This window comes from Natronorubrum sp. A-ect3 (genome assembly GCF_041821125.1).
In the GTDB taxonomy this organism is placed as follows: Archaea; Halobacteriota; Halobacteria; order Halobacteriales; family Natrialbaceae; genus Natronorubrum; species Natronorubrum bangense.
Map to the genome: position 1 here is coordinate 833,659 of NZ_JBGUBB010000001.1, position 16,716 is coordinate 850,374.

The window sequence follows — 16,716 nt, forward strand, 5'->3', positions numbered from 1 at the left end:
GGATCCTCTCACCGCTTACTCCTTGTAAAGTGCCGTCGGCTCGAGCGAACGCGATGGGGCCGGAAGGTAGGTCGCTCGTTCACCCACCTCGCCTTTGACGAGTAGCTCAGCGATCCGAAGCCACTCTCCGTCGGCGACATGGACAGCGGACTCGAGTCGAATCACCGCTCCCGGTTCGATCTCGTCATCGCCGGCACGCGGGCGTTCGTCGGGCTCGAGGCCGACACCGGCGACCTGCGTCTGGACTGCGTCGGCGTCCTCGAAGCCAAACGCGCGGACCTCGGCCTCGAGATCGGCTTCGACAGCTGCCACCGATTCGATGTCTGCGGTCAGCATCGATGCTGCAGAGCGAAACGACTGTGTCACGCCGACGTGTGCACGGCGCTCTCGGCCACCGTCGCTGTCGACGACGAGCGTTCGAACGAGGCCGCCGTAGTAGCCCTCAGGGCCGCGAGGGGCCGTCTCGAGGACGATCGGCTCGCCGGGTCGAAGCGCGCCGTCAGCATTGTCGATCGTTGAAGGATGATGGCCCGGATCAGGGTTGACAACAGTGTTTCCCGCCGGGAACGCACCCCCGGAGACGATTTCGCGATCGATCGCTTTTCGGAGCCGACCCGGCGTCACTACCTCACCATCGGCGACGAGCCGGCCGTCAGCGACTGTCGCATCCGCGAGCAGCGATGCCGCTCGGCGGACTCCGGCAGCTGCGGCTCGTTGTGCAGCGCCGATTCGCTCGCGCTCACGCGAGGCTTTCGTCGCTCGAGTGCGCGCGATGACGTCCGTCGATGCAAGTTCGAAGCCAGCCTGCTCGAGATAGAGCGCGGCGTCGTGTGGGAGTCGTGCCGGCGTGAGGATCGGTCCCATCTCGATGCGGTCGGCCAGCGTCGCACCGAGACGCTCGGCTGGATGACCGGAGCCGTCCGGCTCCGTCTCGAGGAGCCACGTCTCGCCGTCGAAGGCGACGGCGGCGAGACCCCGCTCGACCGACGGACAGCAGTACCGCACGTCCGGGTCGTGATGGGGTCCGACGTGGACGAACGCCGCGGCGTCGCGGGCGTCAAGTGTCTCAGACAGCGCCGGCTCGAGGTGTGACGTGACACCGGAATCGATGGTGTCAGTGCCAGCAGTCGACTCGGTGTCGGTCACGGTGCTTCGGCTTCGACCTCTTCGCCGTCAGCGTCGGCATCATGTGGCTGCTGGGCCTCCTCGATAAGCTCCTCGAGTGGCGTGTCGGTCAGCTGGTTGTTGAGCAGGACGTCGATCGGCAGCGTCGGGGCACCGTCGACCAGGTTCTCGAGCAAGACGAGTCGCTCTCGAGCCCGGGACATACCGACGTAGAAGACACGGCGTTCGTTGTCGGTCAGGACGGGCACTGGCGAGGAGTTCTTGGTGAACTCCTCGACGCCGGGAACGTCCGTCGGATCGTCGACGGTGGCGACCATCTGCTCGACGACCTTCTCGGTGAGGTCGGTGCCGACGATGACGTGGTCGGCCTCACGACCCTTCGCGGAGTGGATGGTGCCGACGCGGACACGATCGGTTTCCATACCGAGATACTCGCCAATCGCGAAGTACGAGCGGATGCTTTTCTTCTGGAAGTTGGTGACCTTCCGGACCATATCGCCCGCCGACGCCGGGCCGGGCATGAACGGCGCGTGGTCCTGAATAACCGCTGCGGGGATCATGAGCTCTGCGAGGTCGTCGATACCGGCTTCCTCCTGTCGGTCGTCGATCTCGTCGAAGAGATCATCACGCTCGTTGGTGCCAAACGCCGATTCCTGAAGCATGTCGGCGAGTCGACGGGCTTGCAGCCCGGTGACGTCCTCGCCGCGGTCGATCGCTTCGACGGCACGGACGTACTGGGTGAGCCGATCGGTCCACATCCGCTGGTCGGTCAGCGACGTAAACGGCACGCCCTCGGTGATGAACTCGTCAATGAACTGGAACATCTGGTAGCGTGCCCGGAACAGGATCATGATCGTCCCGTCGCCTTCGATGAGTGTCCGTCGAACGTTTCGGACGACATCGAGCATCGAGGCGTTCCGGCGCGCCTCGACAGCGCCGCCTTCCTTTCGCGGTTTGAGGTCTTTGTCCTGGCGGGTATCGATATGGCGAATCTCCTGATTGACGGCGTTGAGGACGTTCGAGGGGAGACGGTAGGAGTTCGGCAGAATAACGTCTTCATCGACCTCCTCCTCGAGCAAGAGCGCGGGGTCGGCACCCTGCCAAGAGTAGACGACCTGGTCGTCGTCGCCGGCGATCAACACCTCTTCCATGTGGGGTTTCCACTCCTGGTAGACGTCGTACTGCAGCGTCGTAATGTCCTGGAACTCGTCGATAACCAGATAATCGACGTTCGGCAACAGCGAGCGCTGGCTAACACGCTCTAACATATCTGCGAAGCCGATCTTTCCTTGCTCGCCTTTGTAGTTGCGCCAGCCGCGAATCGCCTCGGGGACATCGATTCGGTCGTCGTCGGATGGCCAGGTCGGGGTGTACTTGTTGCCTTCCTGGGCGTTCGGGTCGATTTCGGGTGGCAGACGAACCTCCTCTTCATTCCACTGGAAGGGGACGTCGTACCAGTCCGTAACGTCACGGCCGGTCCGCTGGAGCCACTGGCTGGTCGCGATGACCTTGTTGCCGATCGTCGTCGATCGGGCGGTACGGCGACCGGCACCGCTGTACTCGTCTTCGTACTCGATGCCGTAATCTTCACAGAACTCCTCTTTATCTGATTCGCCGATGACGTCGCTCCGCGAGAGATCTAACAGCTCGTAGGCTTTCGCGTGCATCGTACAGACGTTGCCCTGCAGTGCACGCGGACTCTCATCGAGTCGCTCGGCCAGTCGCTCACGAACTTCCTGTGCAGCTGCGCGCGTGTACGAGACGACGAGAATATCCCGGAACGTCACACCCTCTTGCTCGAGGATCTCTTCGACGTGATCAAGTAGGGCAGTCGTTTTGCCGCTGCCCGGCCCTCCGAACAGCCGGGTCACCTTCGTCTCCGTGGTAGTCATTGTAGCTGTTCAAGAGGGCTATACCCATAAGTCACGTGGGTTTTCCGCGATAGAAACTATCCTGTCAGCGATGACAGTCGATGTGAGTCTGTGTTGGGATTCGCTTTCGAGGCCCGTTCTACCAGTTGTAGTACCGCGGCTGGGCCACTACGGATTTCGTGAAGAGCGGGCTGCTCGTATTTCAGCGCCATCACGGATTTTGTCCTGACAGTCAGGACAGACCCGTGGGTCGTCGACACCAGGTGGAGTGAACACGCGAGCGTACGCGTCCGTCACGAACGCGCCACAGTTCTGGCATTCCGGCATTGTCGTTCTCACTGAACTATTAGCGAGCAATACATTATAATTGTATTGCATAACTGTGTTCGAGAACGCGCGAACCACAGGCTGATTGGCGGTGAGCCTGCCAAAAAATGGGACGTCAGCGCAGTCGGTTACAGCGTCGGTTCCCACCCACAGACGGTACAGGAGCTGGCAGCCGTATCATGGAGGCCGCCACATTCCGGACACTGCTTCTTGTTATAATCCTGTTCCCACCCGACTCGTTCTACCGTGTGACCGCGGTCTGAGAGGAATTGGTCAATGACGTCGTCACCGGCATCGTTGGGTGAGGTTGCCATACCCATGTCAATAACCACCACAGTATTAAATCATCGGGTTCACCCACAGATCTGCCTCGAGTGCAACGAAGATATTCCCTGTTCGAACACGAACGCGGTCACCAGACGGTCACTGCGCCGTTTCACACCTGTTCAACCCGCGGGTTTTTCTCGCTCACGGCCCAACTGGCTGGTATGAGCGACCTGCGCCTCGATGCGACCCAGCTCGATCGCTACTCGAGACACGTAATCATGGACGAAATCGGTCCTGAAGGCCAACAGCGGCTGCTCGAGGGGTCGGTACTGATCGTCGGTGCGGGTGGGTTGGGCTCGCCAGCGATCCAGTATCTCGCCGCGGCGGGCGTCGGCCGGCTGGGAATCGTCGACGATGACGTCGTCGAACGATCGAACTTACAACGCCAGATCGTCCACGGCGACGGCGACGTTGACCGCCCAAAAGTCGAGAGCGCGGCCGACTACGTCCACGCCCTGAACCCAGACATCGACGTCGATACCTACGAAACACGCCTCAGCGCCGACAACGTCGCGGATCTCGTTGCCGACTACGACATGGTACTCGACGCCAGCGACAACTTTGCAACCCGATATCTGCTCAACGACCACTGTGTGCTCACCGGGACGCCGCTGTCCCACGGCGCAATCTATCGCTTCGAAGGCCAGGTGACGACGTTTACGAACGAGCGCAGTGGAGCGGGCGACGAGCCGCCGTGTTACCGCTGTATTTTCCCTGAGGCGCCCGAACCCGGCACTGTCCCCGACTGTGCAACCACTGGCGTACTCGGTGTCTTGCCCGGCACCGTCGGCTGCATTCAGGCGACGGAAGTCGTCAAGTATCTGCTCGGCAAAGGCGAGTTGCTCGAGGGGCGACTGCTCATGTACGATGCGATGGACATGAGCTTCGAGACGGTCGACGTGTTATCGAACCCGAATTGTCCGGTCTGTGGTGACGACCCCGCAATCGAGTCGGTCGAGGACGTCGCCTACGAGGGCAGCTGTGAGATTTCTGCCGACTAAGCAGTTGTCTCGCTGGATCCCACGATTCGTTTGACGACACTGACCACGCGTTCGTGAAGCTCGAGCCCGCCGATAACGGCGATACAGGCGACGAACGCGGTGGTTCCGAGCTTACCACCAGCACCGACAAAGGCGGGTGCAACCGCAAGGAAGACGAGTCCACACAGGCCGCCGGCGAGTGCGACGTGGCGTCCATCGGTCAGCCGCTCCGTACTCGACATCCCGACGAAGGAGGCACAGAAAGCGACGGTGGCCAGTGTCGGTCCCAGTTCAGGGAGCGCAAGCGGAAAGCTGAGTCCGGCACCGATCCCGACCAGTCCAGAGCCGACGACCGCACCCAACTCGAGGCGCACACTCAGGAGGACCGTCACGACGGCACCGATGGCCGCAACTGGCACGACGAGGTGGGCGAGATCCCACTGTGGCGTGCCCGGGCCAGTGTACTCCAGGCCCACGACGGCGGCCGTCGTCGCACACCCAAACAGCGCGAGCGTGCCGAGTTTGCCGCCCACGCCGCCGAACGATTCGGTCGCTGCCACGTATCCAAGCGCTGCGACGACTCCCGCCAGAGCGACGTACTCGAGGGACCCGAACACGGCGGGCGAGGCCATGCCGACAAACGAGCCACAGTAGGCCGGCGCACCGACGTTCGGAAGCGCGAGGCCGACAGCCACTCCGACGAGGGCGGAGGCAAGCACCGGCCCGAGCCCGACGGAGACGCTCAACGCATAGGTGACGACGGCACCGGCGACGACCGCGAGCGCGTCGAATACGTCTGATCGATCGAATCCAGCGACCCCGAACGGTCCCTCGTGTTCGATCGTCGTCCGCCGTGGCTGTCTGATGACGCTCGTCGATCGGAACTCGAGTGCACCAGCAACGGCAGCGGTGAGGGCAACGCCAATCTGCACACCGACGGTTCCGGTCGACAACTCGGCGGGAGCACGCAGCGAGCCCGCAAGTAACGCGCCAGCTGTCACGACCAGTGCGAGATAGCCGCCGAGGTGGACCAGACGGGACACATTTCGTGTGACGAACGAGCGCAAAGAGAGGGTTACGATCCGCCGCGAACTCCGCTAGTGTGTCGAACCACTAGCTCCGCAACAGCCCGCCGTCGATCGGTACCGCGACACCGTTGACGAAACTCGCGCACGGACTCGAGAGGACCGCGACGATATCGCCCAGTTCGCGCGGCTCGCCGATGCGATCCATCGGGATCTCGCTTGCGAGCGCCGTCAGCCCCTCCTCGTAGTCGTCGTAGACACCGCGATCGATGTTCGCCTCGATCAGTTCCTCGATCCGGGGCGTCTCGATCGTTCCTGGGAGGACCGCATTGACGCGGATCTCGGGGGCAAACTCCCGCGAAACCGTTTTGACGAGCCCGATTACACTCCTGCGGACCGAGTTCGACAGCAAAAGACCGTCGGCAACTTCTCTGACTGTTCGGGACGTGATACAGGTGATCGAGCCGTAGTCCGACTCGAGGAGGTGTGCGTGGGCCTCCTCGATCGTCCAGACGACGCTCATCACGAGCTGGTCGTAGGCCTGATACCAGTCCCGTTCGTCCGTCCCGAGGAAGGTCGTACTCGGCGGGCCCCCAGCAGAGGTGACGAGATGATCGAGGCCGCCGAAGGCATCGACAGTCTCTGTGACGAGCTGAGAGACGTCGGCGGGAGCGGTGAGATCCGCCTGCTGAGCCCGCACTTCCCCCGTCGCTGTCTCGGCGATTTCGTCACGGGCAGCCTCGAGTCGCTTCTCGTCGCGACCGCAGAGCATCACGTTCGCGCCCTCTGCGGCGAGTGCCTGCGCGCTCGCGAAGCCGAGGCCGCTCGAGGACGCCGTCACCAGTGCGCTGTTGCCGTCGAGGTCGAGATCCATGCGCAAGTCCACGACGGGGAGTGACAAAGTCTCGGGGCCACAGGCAACCGGCTCAGATCGACGAAAGCCGTCAGTTCTGGAGGGGGCAGATTGCTTGGGAGCGCCGTCAAGCCGATCGTCTCAGTCCGCGCCGAGGCCGTCGAAGTAGATCGCTTGCCGTTCTTCGGTTGCCGGCGATGTGACCAGCGAGACACCGACGGTGACGACGAGCCCGAGCCCCATCCCGACGATGCCAGCCGTCCAGCCGGCATAAGAGCTGGGGACGGCAGCGAGAAAGAGACTCGAGAGGTAGAACAGCTGGCTGGTGAACACGCCGGCTGTAATACCGGCTCGAGTCGTTTTGCGCCAGTAGAGCGCGATCATGACGGGCAAGGCAAGTTGCGCGAAACCGCTGAAGGCCGCGTCGCCGAGTTCGAACAGCGTCGCCGGGTTGAGTAGACTCACGCCGAAGGCGGCAGTCGCAAAGACCACGACACCAACTCGAGCCAGCAGGTCTTCCCGGCGCTCCGTAATGTCCTGTTCGATAAACGGCCGGTAGAGATCCCGCGTAAAGTACGACGACCCCGAGAGCAGCATCGAGTCCGAGGAAGACATCATCGCAGCCATCGCGCCGGCAATGACCAGCGCGGCGAACCAGATTGGGGTGTACTCGGCGAGAATCGCCGGCAGAACGTTGTCTCCAGCCGGAACCGTGACCTCGAGGCCGCGTGCCCACGCGCCGAGCATGAACGAGGGGACAAAGAGGAGGACACAGAGGATCGGCCAGAGTGCGAACGACCGCTTGAGCACCGTTTTCGAGCCGGCAGCGAAAAAGCGCTGATTGACCTGCGGGAACATCGCCACGCCGAACCCGATCGTGATCGCCGTCGAGAGCATCCACTGGGGCGTGTAGTACGCGCTGCCCAGCGAGAGGAACGCGGCGGTTGCGTCGGTTTCAGTGAGCGTCGACGTCGCGGCTCCCGGGCCACCGACGGCGGCGAGGACCCACAGCAGCGCGACCCAGGTGGTGACGAGCATGAACACGCCCTGGAGGGTGTCCGTCCAGGCGATCCCACGCATCCCAGCGACGACGACGTAGAGGATCATGAACGCGGTAATCAACCCCGCGCCCGCGGCGTAGGGAACTGCGCCGTCGGTCAACGCCTGTAACGCGGTGCCAGCCCCGACCTGCTGGAGCATGACGTACGGGAAGAGCCAGAGCAGGCTGACACCCGCGACGAGGCCGCGGAGTCGCCTCGAGGCGAATCGGTCACCGAGCATCTCGCCGAGGGTGACGTAGCCGTACTCCTGTCCGAGCAGCCACTGCTTGTAGCCGATGACATACCAGAGGATGGCGAAGATAATCCCGTCCATCAGCCCCATCACGAGAATCCATTCGGGCCCCTGCTGGTAGGCGATGTTCGGCCCGGCAAAGAAGGTAAACGCCGACAGCAACGTCGCGAACGTCGTAAACAGCAAGACGATCGTCCCGAACGTCCGACTTGCGAGATAGAAATCCTCCGCCGTTCGATCAGTGAGCCGGTAGGCGACTAGCCCGATGGCCAGTGCCAGGATCAGATAGCCGACGATGATCCCAAGCTGGAGTGTGAGGCTCATGGCCGCTCACCACCGGGTGCTGGGGAAGTTCGATCTGGGCCGTGCTCGTCGCTCGAGTCTGCCGGTTTCGTTTCGATGCCGATGCCCCACGCCCGCTGAGCAAACAAGTGGAAGATGACCGCTGTGAGTCCCATCCAACCGATATGCCACCAGAGCCACAGCGGCAGGCCAGCGACGATCGTCGACGACCCCCAGAGGAACCACGGGATCGCAAGCCCGCTGAGGATGATCGCAACCGTGATCCAGCCGACGAGTTCCAGACGGCGCATATCCAGTGGTTGGGTCCGACGTTGGTAACAGTTTCCCTTCAACGGTGCATATTGAAGAGAATTCGCTATCGGACCGGGGACGGCGTTTCTCCCTCGCGTTTTCGTAGCTAAAATCGCTCTTTCAGGGACGAAAAAACGTATAGCAGTCGGCAGGCGAATGTACGTCAAGCTGATATGGCCCGGCTGTTCCCGTTCCGTTCCGAGCCCGACCAGACCGAGGGCCACCCACGGATCGTCGACCTCGAGGGCGAGGACGCTGACGCGGTGTTCAGTGCCCTCTCATCGACGACAGCCCGTCGGATTTATGCGCGACTCGAGGACGAACCTGGGACCCCGAGCGATATCGCCGACGCGGTCGATTCGTCGATCCAGAACGTTCGCTATCATCTGGAAAAGCTCGAGGATGCCGGGCTCATCGAGGTCGTTGACACCTGGTACTCCTCGCGAGGCAACGAGATGAGCGTCTATGCAGCGACGGATGGACCGTTGATCGTGACGAGCGATGAGTCGACGGCGAACCGGTTGCGCGAGGCGCTCTCACGATTTCTCGGCGGCATCGGAATCCTTGCCGGCGGAAGCCTGCTCGTCCAGTATGGGCTTACGCGCTGGGCCGAGACGACACTGGACTCGTCGGCGGGGACAGCCCCAGCTGGCGCGGACGACTCGAGCGAGGTAGACGAGAGCGAGGAGTCAGACGCGACGGCGGAGTCGGACACGAGCGAAAGCGAGGAGACGTCGGATGAGATCGGAACCCAGGACGCAGACACCGACGACGAGCCAGTAGAGAGTGACGATGTGGCAGCTGACGAATCGCCGACCACTGACGGGGATACTGCCACCGAAACTGCAGCCGACGGCGGTGTCGAGACAGTCGAGGCAGTCTTTGCGACGATTCCGCCGGGGCTGCTCTTTTTTTGTGGCGGCCTCCTCGTACTGGCTACTGTCACGATCTACTGGTACTGGTATCGACCGACGTACTGATACCCCGGGTTTTGCAGACAGGTCAACAGCTATTTCCCCATCACGACCCAAAAACCACATAAACCGTTGTGGTACCGTCTTTGCGGTGCCACGGGTCGATCTCCCATGGAAGACACCTCCAAATACCTCATTCACGCGGACGTCACGGCCAACGGGGTCGTCGAGCGCAGCGACGTCGTCGGTGCCATCTTCGGGCAGACCGAAGGCTTACTCGGTGACGAACTCGATCTCCGCGATCTCCGCCAATCACAGAAAGTCGGGCGTATCGACGTCGAAATAACAAGCACCGGCGGCCAGTCACACGGCCACCTCACCATCGCAACCGGCCTCGACAAGGTCGAAACCGCAACGCTTGCTGCCTCCCTCGAGACGATTAGCCGGGTCGGTCCCTGCCGAGCCGATCTCGAAGTCACCGAGATCGAGGACGTGCGTGCGGCAAAGCGAAAAGAGGTCGTCGAACGGGCGAAGGAACTGCTTCGGACCGGGTTCGACGATAGCGTAATGACCTCCGAAGAGATCCTCGCGGAGGTGCGCCAGCACGTCCGCGTCGAGGACATTACCGAATACGAGGGACTTCCAGCGGGCCCCCGTGTGACCGACAGCGACGCGATTATCGTCGTCGAAGGGCGTTCAGACGTGCTCACGCTCCTCAAATACGGTGTCAAAAACGCGATTGCGGTCGAGGGAACGAACGTTCCCGACGCAGTGGCCGAACTAACCCGCCACCGCACAGTCACGGCCTTTCTCGACGGCGACCGCGGTGGAGACCTCATCCTCGAGGAACTCTCGCAAGTCGGTGACATCGATTACGTCGCATTTGCACCCTCGGGCAACTCCGTCGAGGACCTCGATCACCACCAGCTGTTTGCGGCCCTCCGAAACAAGGTTCCGTACGACACGGTCTCCGAACTGAACGAACCTCGAGAGGCTGTCGCCGCAACTGACGGGAGTGCGACGCCGGCACCGGCACCAGCCGACACAGGCCACGGCAACTCCAAGACTGAATCGACGACCGACGAGCCATCCGATTCGAACGCTGGGACAGCGAGTCCGGCTCCGCCATCCCCCGACACGAGCGTGACTGGCGACGCTGGTGCCGAACTCGAGACTGACAGCGCGCGTGCATCGACGGCACAGTCGACTGCGGGTTCAGACAACCAGGCAGCTACCGGGGCGACACCAGCGGAGTCAGCAGCCCCCGAAACCGTCTACGACCACGCGACAGAGATCATCCGCGGGCAAACCGGCCGCGTTCGCTTCCTCGATGCCGACGGCACCACACTCGAGGAAACCGATGCGGGCGACGCCTTCGAGATCCTCGAGTCGCTCGAGACGGCTCCGTCGACGGTCGTCCTCGACGAGATTCTCGAACAGCAGCTCCTCGATCTGGCAGCCGACCGCGGCGTCGATCAGTTCATCGCACGCTCGCTCGGCCAGTTCACGAAACGGCCGACCGCCGTCCGTATTCACGCGATCGACGATGTTGCTGAGAAAGCGCCCAAGACAGAGTAATGAACGGGTTGGCATAGAAATATAGTAACAACTGAAACGATTTACACACAGATCGCATACCCATCAGGCGATCTGGTGTGCAGTGACGTTCAGTGGCTACTATAGACACTCGAGGCTGACGGTGGTCAGGTCGCCACGGGGATCGGACCCCCACCCCCTACATTTCCGACGTTACTGCCGCGCCGTGTGTCGACTCAGCCAGACCCCACGTTTCCGACGTTGGTTCCACCCCTCCCCCCGTATTTCCGTCGTTTCCTCACGTCCCACCCCGGGTTTCCGTCGTCCGGGCGGGCCAGATCAGCACATCACAACTACTCGCTCGACCAGTCTTGCATCCAGGCATCCTCGAGAATCGTTTCGCGGACGACGTGTGGGTCTTCGATAAGACGGTTCTGGAGATGGATACCACCAGCACTCCCCTTGTTGATTTTCTCGATTTCGACGACGCCAAGAAACGCCTGTTCTTTTAAAATATCTCGGAAGCGACGAACGGAGAGCACATCCATCTCGAGGTGGTCACAGATCTGTTCGTACTGATCATACACGCGGCTCGTGAGAAACGCATCATCGTCAGAGTTGACGCTGAGTTCGGTCAACGCGAGTAGTGCAGCCTTCGCCTGTGTGGGTGCGCCGTTGACGAGTTCGCGAAAACGGTCTTTTTCGGCGTGTTGTTGAGCCTGTCGGACGTGTTTCTCCTGTACTTTCGCAGCGCCGTCTTCGTAGGCGACCTCGCCGGCGTGACGGAGAATGTCGATCGCCTTCCGGGCGTCGCCGTGTTCCTGTGCGGCAAAGGCAGCGGAAAGTGGAATTACCTCTTCGGAAAGAACGCCATCTCGAAACGCGTCTTCCCGGTTGGCCATGATTTCACGGAGCTGGTTCGCGTCGTACGGTTTGAAGAACAGTTCCTTGTGCTGGAAGCTACTTCGCACCCGTTCGTTTAGCTTATCGATATACTGGATTTTGTTACTGATCGCGATGACACCGATGCTGCAGTCGATTTTCCCGGCCTCCTCAGCGCGTGAGAGTTTCATCAGTACGCTGTCGTCGTTCATCAGATCGATCTCGTCGAGAATGATGATCACGGAATCGAACTGCGCGTCGAGTATCTTCCAGAGGAGTTTGTAATACTTCGACGTGCTGAGACCGGTGTGAGGGACGGAGATATCAGTGACTGCCTCGTCGTTTAGCTTCGCCGCAAGCGATGACACCGCCTGGGTTTCCGTGTTGTCTTCTGCACAGTCGATGTACGCCGTTCCGATATCGACGCCGGCCTCAGCCGCATTTTGTGCACGTTGAGAGACGTGTCTCGAGACCAGCGATTTACCGGCTCCGGTTTTCCCGTAAATCATCACGTTCTCCGGGGAGTATCCATGGACGGCGCCGTTCAGACGTTTTGCCAGTTTTGCGATTTCCTCATCCCGACCGACGATCCGATCGGCTTCCGGAACGTGCCCGATCTTCAGGAGGTCTTTGTTCGAGAAGATCCGGTGGCCGGAGTCAAAGAGCGGATCGTCGACGGAGTCGGATGAGGAGTCAGGTGTCATCTAGTGTGCTGAGTGAGAACGGTGTCTGTATAAAACTGGTGAAGTCGGCCACCCCTCGTTTCCGACGTATATGTGGCGAATCCGTAGGATATGAGCCTCAAACAGCGAGAGTAATATATTTGATGAGATATCCGCGTTTCCGACGTCCCGAACCAAAAGAACGTGACGGCATCGGGGTCACACCGATAGTCGGTCGACCCACACACCCCACGTTTCCGTCGTAATTCGGAGAACGAGTGGGGGTCCAGACGAACTGATCCTCCGAAGAACGAAACGCGAAGCGAGAGCCGTTCTCCTCGGACGTAACAACTGGATCGATAGCACTGTCAGAACCATTGTTTCGACCGACAAAACGAAGTACTACCGTTTTGTCAGTACACGAAGTATACTCGACGAGTTGTTCTCAGCTTCTATACTTCAATCTAGCTGATTCGAGTGCAGTCAGACAGCGGACTGTAACACCACAGTAACAACTGAACCGATTGACACCGTATCGTACGATGGCTGTGCAATGTGTGTGCAGCGACGTTCAGTGGCGACGATAACTCGCCACAGCAACTCGAGGTCCCGCCCAGTTTCTGTTCTCGAGCCACTCATCCTGCCACGAAACGACGGAAACATGGGGTGTGGGTACCACCGACAGTCGAGACAGTCACAGCTGAACCGATGGCGACGCACAGTGCACGACAGCTGTGTGATTCGGTGTGCAATGACGTAGTGACGGGCAATGGCGGACACAGTGACGGGCAATGGCGACGAGCGAACCCTCCCTTGTCGCTCGTTACGTCGGAAACGTGGGGTGGGTGTGTCCGGCGTGTGCCGCTGCCTCCCATCGTCACGAGTCAGCCCCACCCGTCACGCGTCGGGTCGGGTTCTTCTCGCCACGGGTCGAGGACAACGACGGCTCGGGCGTATCGCCATCCGCTCGAGGCCGAACACTACCCGAGCCGAGCGCTGGGGACTACGCAGATCCAACACCGGAAACTGTGCAGATCCAACACTGGGAACTACCCGAGCACGGCAAACGACAGCACCAACAGTGCAGAGACGATCGCACCTGATAACGTCGCGAGGAAGTTCACGCCTTGATTGCCCAGTACACTCCCCTCGAGCGTCGCACCGAGGAGACTGTCGACAGTCATGCCGATGATACCAGCAGCGACGATAATCGCGGCGCCGACTGCGGTCACCTCGGGGAAGAGGGCATACGAAATCCCAGCAACGACGGCTGCACCCACGATTCCAGCGATCTCGCCCTGCCAGGTCACACCGCCATCAGTTCCGGGTTCGACGGGTTCGAGCGTCGTAATCAGCCGCGGCGTCTCAAAGACGCTGCCGATCTCACTCGAGAGGGTGTCGCTCATCGCGGTCGAGACGGAGCCGGCGAAGGCAAACAGAAACAGGGTCGGGTTGGGATCGCCGGGAACCAGGGTGGCTGAACTCGCCGCATAGCCAAGGACGGCCACGATCGCAACCGCAGCGTTACCGAGTACGTTGCCGCTGCCACGGGCTCCATTGTTGTCCTCGGCGACGCCCATCGTCTCTTTCTGTTCGTAACGGAATTTCGAAGAGAGTCCACCGATGGCGAAAAACGAGATCAGGACGACGAACCAGCCATAGCCCCCGAGGACGATCGTCAACAGCCCAAGCAGGATTCCGGTGAGCATCCCCGCGATCGAGGCCGTCTCGAGCGCGTAGGAGATGTAGCCGAGTGCGATCGTCACGGCGAGTGCAGCGACGATCCCCAGCGCACCGTGGGTTGGCTCGAGTTCTGCGAGGAGCCAACAGAGCAGTCCCACCGACAGCATGACGATGGGATCGTCGTGAGAAAACAGGACGTCACGGAGCAACGCGGCGAGTAACGCACCGCTTGCAGCAAGGAAGGCCATCGTCGGGAGTGTCGGTATGACCGATTCGACAGCGCCAGCACCGTCGGTAACCGAGATCGAAATGGCTTGCCCGGCAATGCCAGCGATAGCTGCGACCAGACAGAAGACGGCCACGAGCGCGACGTCGTTGCCTGTCCGACGGCGCGCAGCCTGCTCTGCGAGGTTGCCGTATCCAACGAGGAGGACGGTACCGACGAAGATCGAAACGGACATCGATGTCGTGATCGCGATCAGGCCGAGCGCGACGGCCGCGAGGACGAACGTAATGAGTCCGTAGAGACGGCCGTCCTCGTAGTCGCTTGGATAGGCGAGGAGATCGAAAATGGGGCCGTCGGTTACGGCAAGGGCCCCAAGGATCACCACGACTGCGATCGCGGCCCCGACCCAGGGGCCACCGAGGGGGACGGCGAGTGCAAGCGTACAGATGAACGCAAAGACACTTGCTCGCCGAACGGGTGCTGTCACGATATCGAGTCCTTTCTGTGGCGTTCACTTGAAGGTTCGTGAACCACGCTGCGGCCGTTCTCACCCGTCTCAACGCTGTTGCTCGGAGAACGCGTGACCAGACGGGAATTCTGTCTGTCTCGAGAGCTGGACAGCCACGACGGCATGACAGTTTCGGTGGCTCCGCTGGCAGCGAACAAATCCGTAACCCTATACGATCGGACCGGAAACGCAAGCGCGTGGGACTGTACGAACGGTATCTCGCGCTCCGGATCCGCCGCCACGGTGGTGATCCTCCTGATCACATCGCACTCGTGATCACCGAACGCGACCTCCTCGAGCGTGGCGCATACGAGACGCTGACGGACTGCTTTCACTGGGCGTTCGAGTACGCCTCTCAGGTGACGGTCTACGTCAGCGTGCTCGATGCCGCGGCTGTTCCGGCCTTGCGGCGCGAACTCGAGACGATCGACGCGCCGCGCGAGGTGGCCGTTCGCGGCCCGGATGATCGTACGCGTGCGGACGCACCAATCCGAATCGGGATCGGTCTCGGCGGCAAACACGAGTTTACCAGTGCCGTTCGAACGCTCGCCGAAGACGTCGATGCGGGCGACGTCGACCCCGATGAGATCGACGCCGAACAGGTCGAAGAGCATCTCATCTTCCCGTCGGAGCCGGATCTCGTGATCAAGACCGGGGCGGAGCGACTCTCGGATTTCATGATCTGGCAGTCAGTTTACTCGGAGCTGTACTTTACCGACATCAACTGGCGGGATTTCCGCAAGCGTGACTTCCTGCGCGCGGTGCTCGAGTACTGTAATCGATCCCGGCGGTTCGGACAGTAGCGGCTACCCATCGGCCAGCTGTTGTCGCCCGAAACTCGACCGCCTAGTCGGCGGTTTGTCCGCTCGAGTCGATTCCGTCGACCGACTCGGGTTTGGATCCCGCCAACTCCTCTGGAGACGGCTGTTCGGCCGTTGGCAACGAGTCTCGAAACCGTTCGACGACCGACCGGGCCTCGACGAGCTCGGTGTCGCTAACTGCACCGAGCAAGGCCAGGCCGCGCCGGGCACGGGTCCGACGCCACGACTCCTCGCGGTGTTCGTACGTGCGAATGCCACGGAGGAAGTCAGTCTTTGAAAACTCCGGCCAGTAGGGGGTACAGAAAAAGACGGCTGCCTCGTTGCCGTTGGCATGCCACGGCAGGAAGTTCGACGTTCGCTCGTCGCCACCCGTCCGAATAATGAGGTCGACGTCGCGAACCGGACGGTCGTAGAGTCGGTTTTCGATCGTCTCGACGTCGATCTCGTCGGGGTCGACGTCGCCCGCGTCAACGTCTTCGGCGACGCCGTGGACTGCCTCGAGCAGCTGTGACCGTCCACCGTAGGCAAGCGCGATGTTGAGCACGAACTGGTCGTAGCCGCTGGTGCGCGCTTCGGCGTAGTCGACGGCCTCACGAACGCGCTCGGGGAGCCGTTCGACCTCGCCGATCGCGCGGATGTGGACGTCGTTGTCGTGGACGCGGTCGGCGTCGGCGAACTCGCGAAGCTTCTCTTCGAGGAGATCAAACAGCGCCTCGTTTTCCTCTTCCGGGCGATCGAAGTTCTCCGTCGAAAACGCATACAGCGTGAGCTCTTCGACCCCGATATCTTGGCACCACTCGAGGACGCGTTCGGTCGTTTTGGCCCCCTGTCGGTGGCCTTCGTGGGCGTTGTCTCCGTTCCCACGGGCGTACCGACGGTTCCCATCCTGAATCACCGCAACGTGAGTCGGTGCGCCGGATATCTCGCGCGAGAGCACCCGCTCGTAGGCCGCATTGATACGCTGACGGAGCCACCGCTTCATTGTGCGACTAGATGTTATGGTTACCTATGTGTTTTGTGCGTCATACTATAACATGAGGGGTAGTATCAGGACTCGAGTGAAAGAATTGGTACCGAGACGTGGCTGTC

14 protein-coding genes are annotated in these 16,716 nt (G+C 61.3%); 4 read left to right on the top strand and 10 right to left on the bottom strand.

What is annotated here, in order from left to right:
- Window positions 1-15 precede the first annotated feature (15 nt).
- From ACERJA_RS04205 to ACERJA_RS04215, 3 genes are all read right to left on the bottom strand, one after another.
- On the bottom strand, window positions 16-1,146 hold the full coding sequence (locus ACERJA_RS04205) for a M24 family metallopeptidase (protein ID WP_373607012.1): 1,131 nt from the start codon (window positions 1,144-1,146) through the stop codon (window positions 16-18).
- Window positions 1,143-3,017, bottom strand: coding sequence for a UvrD-helicase domain-containing protein (locus ACERJA_RS04210; RefSeq protein ID WP_373607013.1), 1,875 nt, complete (start codon window positions 3,015-3,017; stop codon window positions 1,143-1,145). Before ACERJA_RS04210 ends, ACERJA_RS04205 begins: the two co-directional genes overlap by 4 nt.
- Before the next feature lie 434 nt (window positions 3,018-3,451).
- On the bottom strand, window positions 3,452-3,637 hold the full coding sequence (locus ACERJA_RS04215) for an HVO_0416 family zinc finger protein (RefSeq protein WP_006066459.1): 186 nt from the start codon (window positions 3,635-3,637) through the stop codon (window positions 3,452-3,454).
- A gap of 174 nt (window positions 3,638-3,811) precedes the next feature.
- Here ACERJA_RS04215 and ACERJA_RS04220 point away from each other — a divergent pair, with 174 nt between their 5' ends.
- Window positions 3,812-4,651, top strand: coding sequence for a molybdopterin-synthase adenylyltransferase MoeB (locus ACERJA_RS04220; protein WP_006066458.1), 840 nt, complete (start codon window positions 3,812-3,814; stop codon window positions 4,649-4,651).
- On the opposite strand, the gene ACERJA_RS04225 is transcribed toward ACERJA_RS04220, so the two are convergent.
- The 4 genes from ACERJA_RS04225 to ACERJA_RS04240 form a co-directional block, all read right to left on the bottom strand.
- A complete protein-coding gene (locus ACERJA_RS04225) occupies window positions 4,648-5,673 on the bottom strand; it encodes a hypothetical protein (protein WP_373607014.1) in 1,026 nt (341 codons plus the stop codon). The genes ACERJA_RS04220 and ACERJA_RS04225 overlap by 4 nt on opposite strands.
- 70 nt (window positions 5,674-5,743) lie before the next feature.
- Window positions 5,744-6,529, bottom strand: a complete 786-nt coding sequence (locus tag ACERJA_RS04230) for an SDR family oxidoreductase (protein ID WP_373607015.1) — start codon at window positions 6,527-6,529, stop codon at window positions 5,744-5,746.
- A 120-nt stretch (window positions 6,530-6,649) separates the two neighbouring features.
- Window positions 6,650-8,125 (bottom strand): sodium:solute symporter, encoded by a 1,476-nt coding sequence (locus ACERJA_RS04235; protein ID WP_373607016.1) that lies wholly within the window; start codon window positions 8,123-8,125, stop codon window positions 6,650-6,652.
- The gene (locus tag ACERJA_RS04240) at window positions 8,122-8,394 is read right to left on the bottom strand and encodes a DUF3311 domain-containing protein (RefSeq protein WP_006066454.1); all 273 of its coding nucleotides are present in this window, start codon (window positions 8,392-8,394) and stop codon (window positions 8,122-8,124) included. Before ACERJA_RS04240 ends, ACERJA_RS04235 begins: the two co-directional genes overlap by 4 nt.
- A gap of 174 nt (window positions 8,395-8,568) precedes the next feature.
- Here ACERJA_RS04240 and ACERJA_RS04245 point away from each other — a divergent pair, with 174 nt between their 5' ends.
- Entirely contained in the window at window positions 8,569-9,375 is an 807-nt protein-coding gene (locus ACERJA_RS04245; protein WP_373607017.1) for an ArsR/SmtB family transcription factor, read from the top strand.
- A gap of 105 nt (window positions 9,376-9,480) precedes the next feature.
- Window positions 9,481-10,887 carry a DNA primase DnaG gene (gene dnaG / locus ACERJA_RS04250; protein ID WP_373607018.1) on the top strand — a complete coding sequence of 469 codons (1,407 nt, stop codon included), beginning with the start codon at window positions 9,481-9,483 and terminating at the stop codon, window positions 10,885-10,887.
- Between the two features lie 311 nt (window positions 10,888-11,198).
- Here dnaG and ACERJA_RS04255 read toward each other — a convergent pair whose 3' ends face one another.
- The gene (locus ACERJA_RS04255) at window positions 11,199-12,431 is read right to left on the bottom strand and encodes an orc1/cdc6 family replication initiation protein (protein ID WP_373607019.1); all 1,233 of its coding nucleotides are present in this window, start codon (window positions 12,429-12,431) and stop codon (window positions 11,199-11,201) included.
- Window positions 12,432-13,438: 1,007 nt separating this feature from the next.
- The gene (locus ACERJA_RS04260) at window positions 13,439-14,785 is read right to left on the bottom strand and encodes a TIGR00297 family protein (protein WP_373607020.1); all 1,347 of its coding nucleotides are present in this window, start codon (window positions 14,783-14,785) and stop codon (window positions 13,439-13,441) included.
- 218 nt (window positions 14,786-15,003) lie between these two features.
- Between ACERJA_RS04260 and ACERJA_RS04265 the strand changes: the two genes are divergently transcribed.
- Window positions 15,004-15,609 (top strand): undecaprenyl diphosphate synthase family protein, encoded by a 606-nt coding sequence (locus ACERJA_RS04265; RefSeq protein ID WP_373607021.1) that lies wholly within the window; start codon window positions 15,004-15,006, stop codon window positions 15,607-15,609.
- A 43-nt stretch (window positions 15,610-15,652) separates the two neighbouring features.
- On the opposite strand, the gene uppS is transcribed toward ACERJA_RS04265, so the two are convergent.
- A complete protein-coding gene (gene uppS / locus ACERJA_RS04270; protein ID WP_373607022.1) occupies window positions 15,653-16,609 on the bottom strand; it encodes a polyprenyl diphosphate synthase in 957 nt (318 codons plus the stop codon).
- Window positions 16,610-16,716 lie beyond the last annotated feature (107 nt).

Coding starts and splice junctions, on each gene's coding strand:
- ACERJA_RS04210 (WP_373607013.1), bottom strand. CDS start 3,017: ATGACTACCACGGAGACGAAGGTGACCCGGCTGTTCGGAGGGCCGGGC.
- ACERJA_RS04215 (WP_006066459.1), bottom strand. CDS start 3,637: ATGGCAACCTCACCCAACGATGCCGGTGACGACGTCATTGACCAATTC.
- ACERJA_RS04220 (WP_006066458.1), top strand. CDS start 3,812: ATGAGCGACCTGCGCCTCGATGCGACCCAGCTCGATCGCTACTCGAGA.
- ACERJA_RS04230 (WP_373607015.1), bottom strand. CDS start 6,529: ATGGATCTCGACCTCGACGGCAACAGCGCACTGGTGACGGCGTCCTCG.
- ACERJA_RS04235 (WP_373607016.1), bottom strand. CDS start 8,125: ATGAGCCTCACACTCCAGCTTGGGATCATCGTCGGCTATCTGATCCTG.
- ACERJA_RS04240 (WP_006066454.1), bottom strand. CDS start 8,394: ATGCGCCGTCTGGAACTCGTCGGCTGGATCACGGTTGCGATCATCCTC.
- ACERJA_RS04245 (WP_373607017.1), top strand. CDS start 8,569: ATGGCCCGGCTGTTCCCGTTCCGTTCCGAGCCCGACCAGACCGAGGGC.
- dnaG (WP_373607018.1), top strand. CDS start 9,481: ATGGAAGACACCTCCAAATACCTCATTCACGCGGACGTCACGGCCAAC.
- ACERJA_RS04255 (WP_373607019.1), bottom strand. CDS start 12,431: ATGACACCTGACTCCTCATCCGACTCCGTCGACGATCCGCTCTTTGAC.
- uppS (WP_373607022.1), bottom strand. CDS start 16,609: ATGAAGCGGTGGCTCCGTCAGCGTATCAATGCGGCCTACGAGCGGGTG.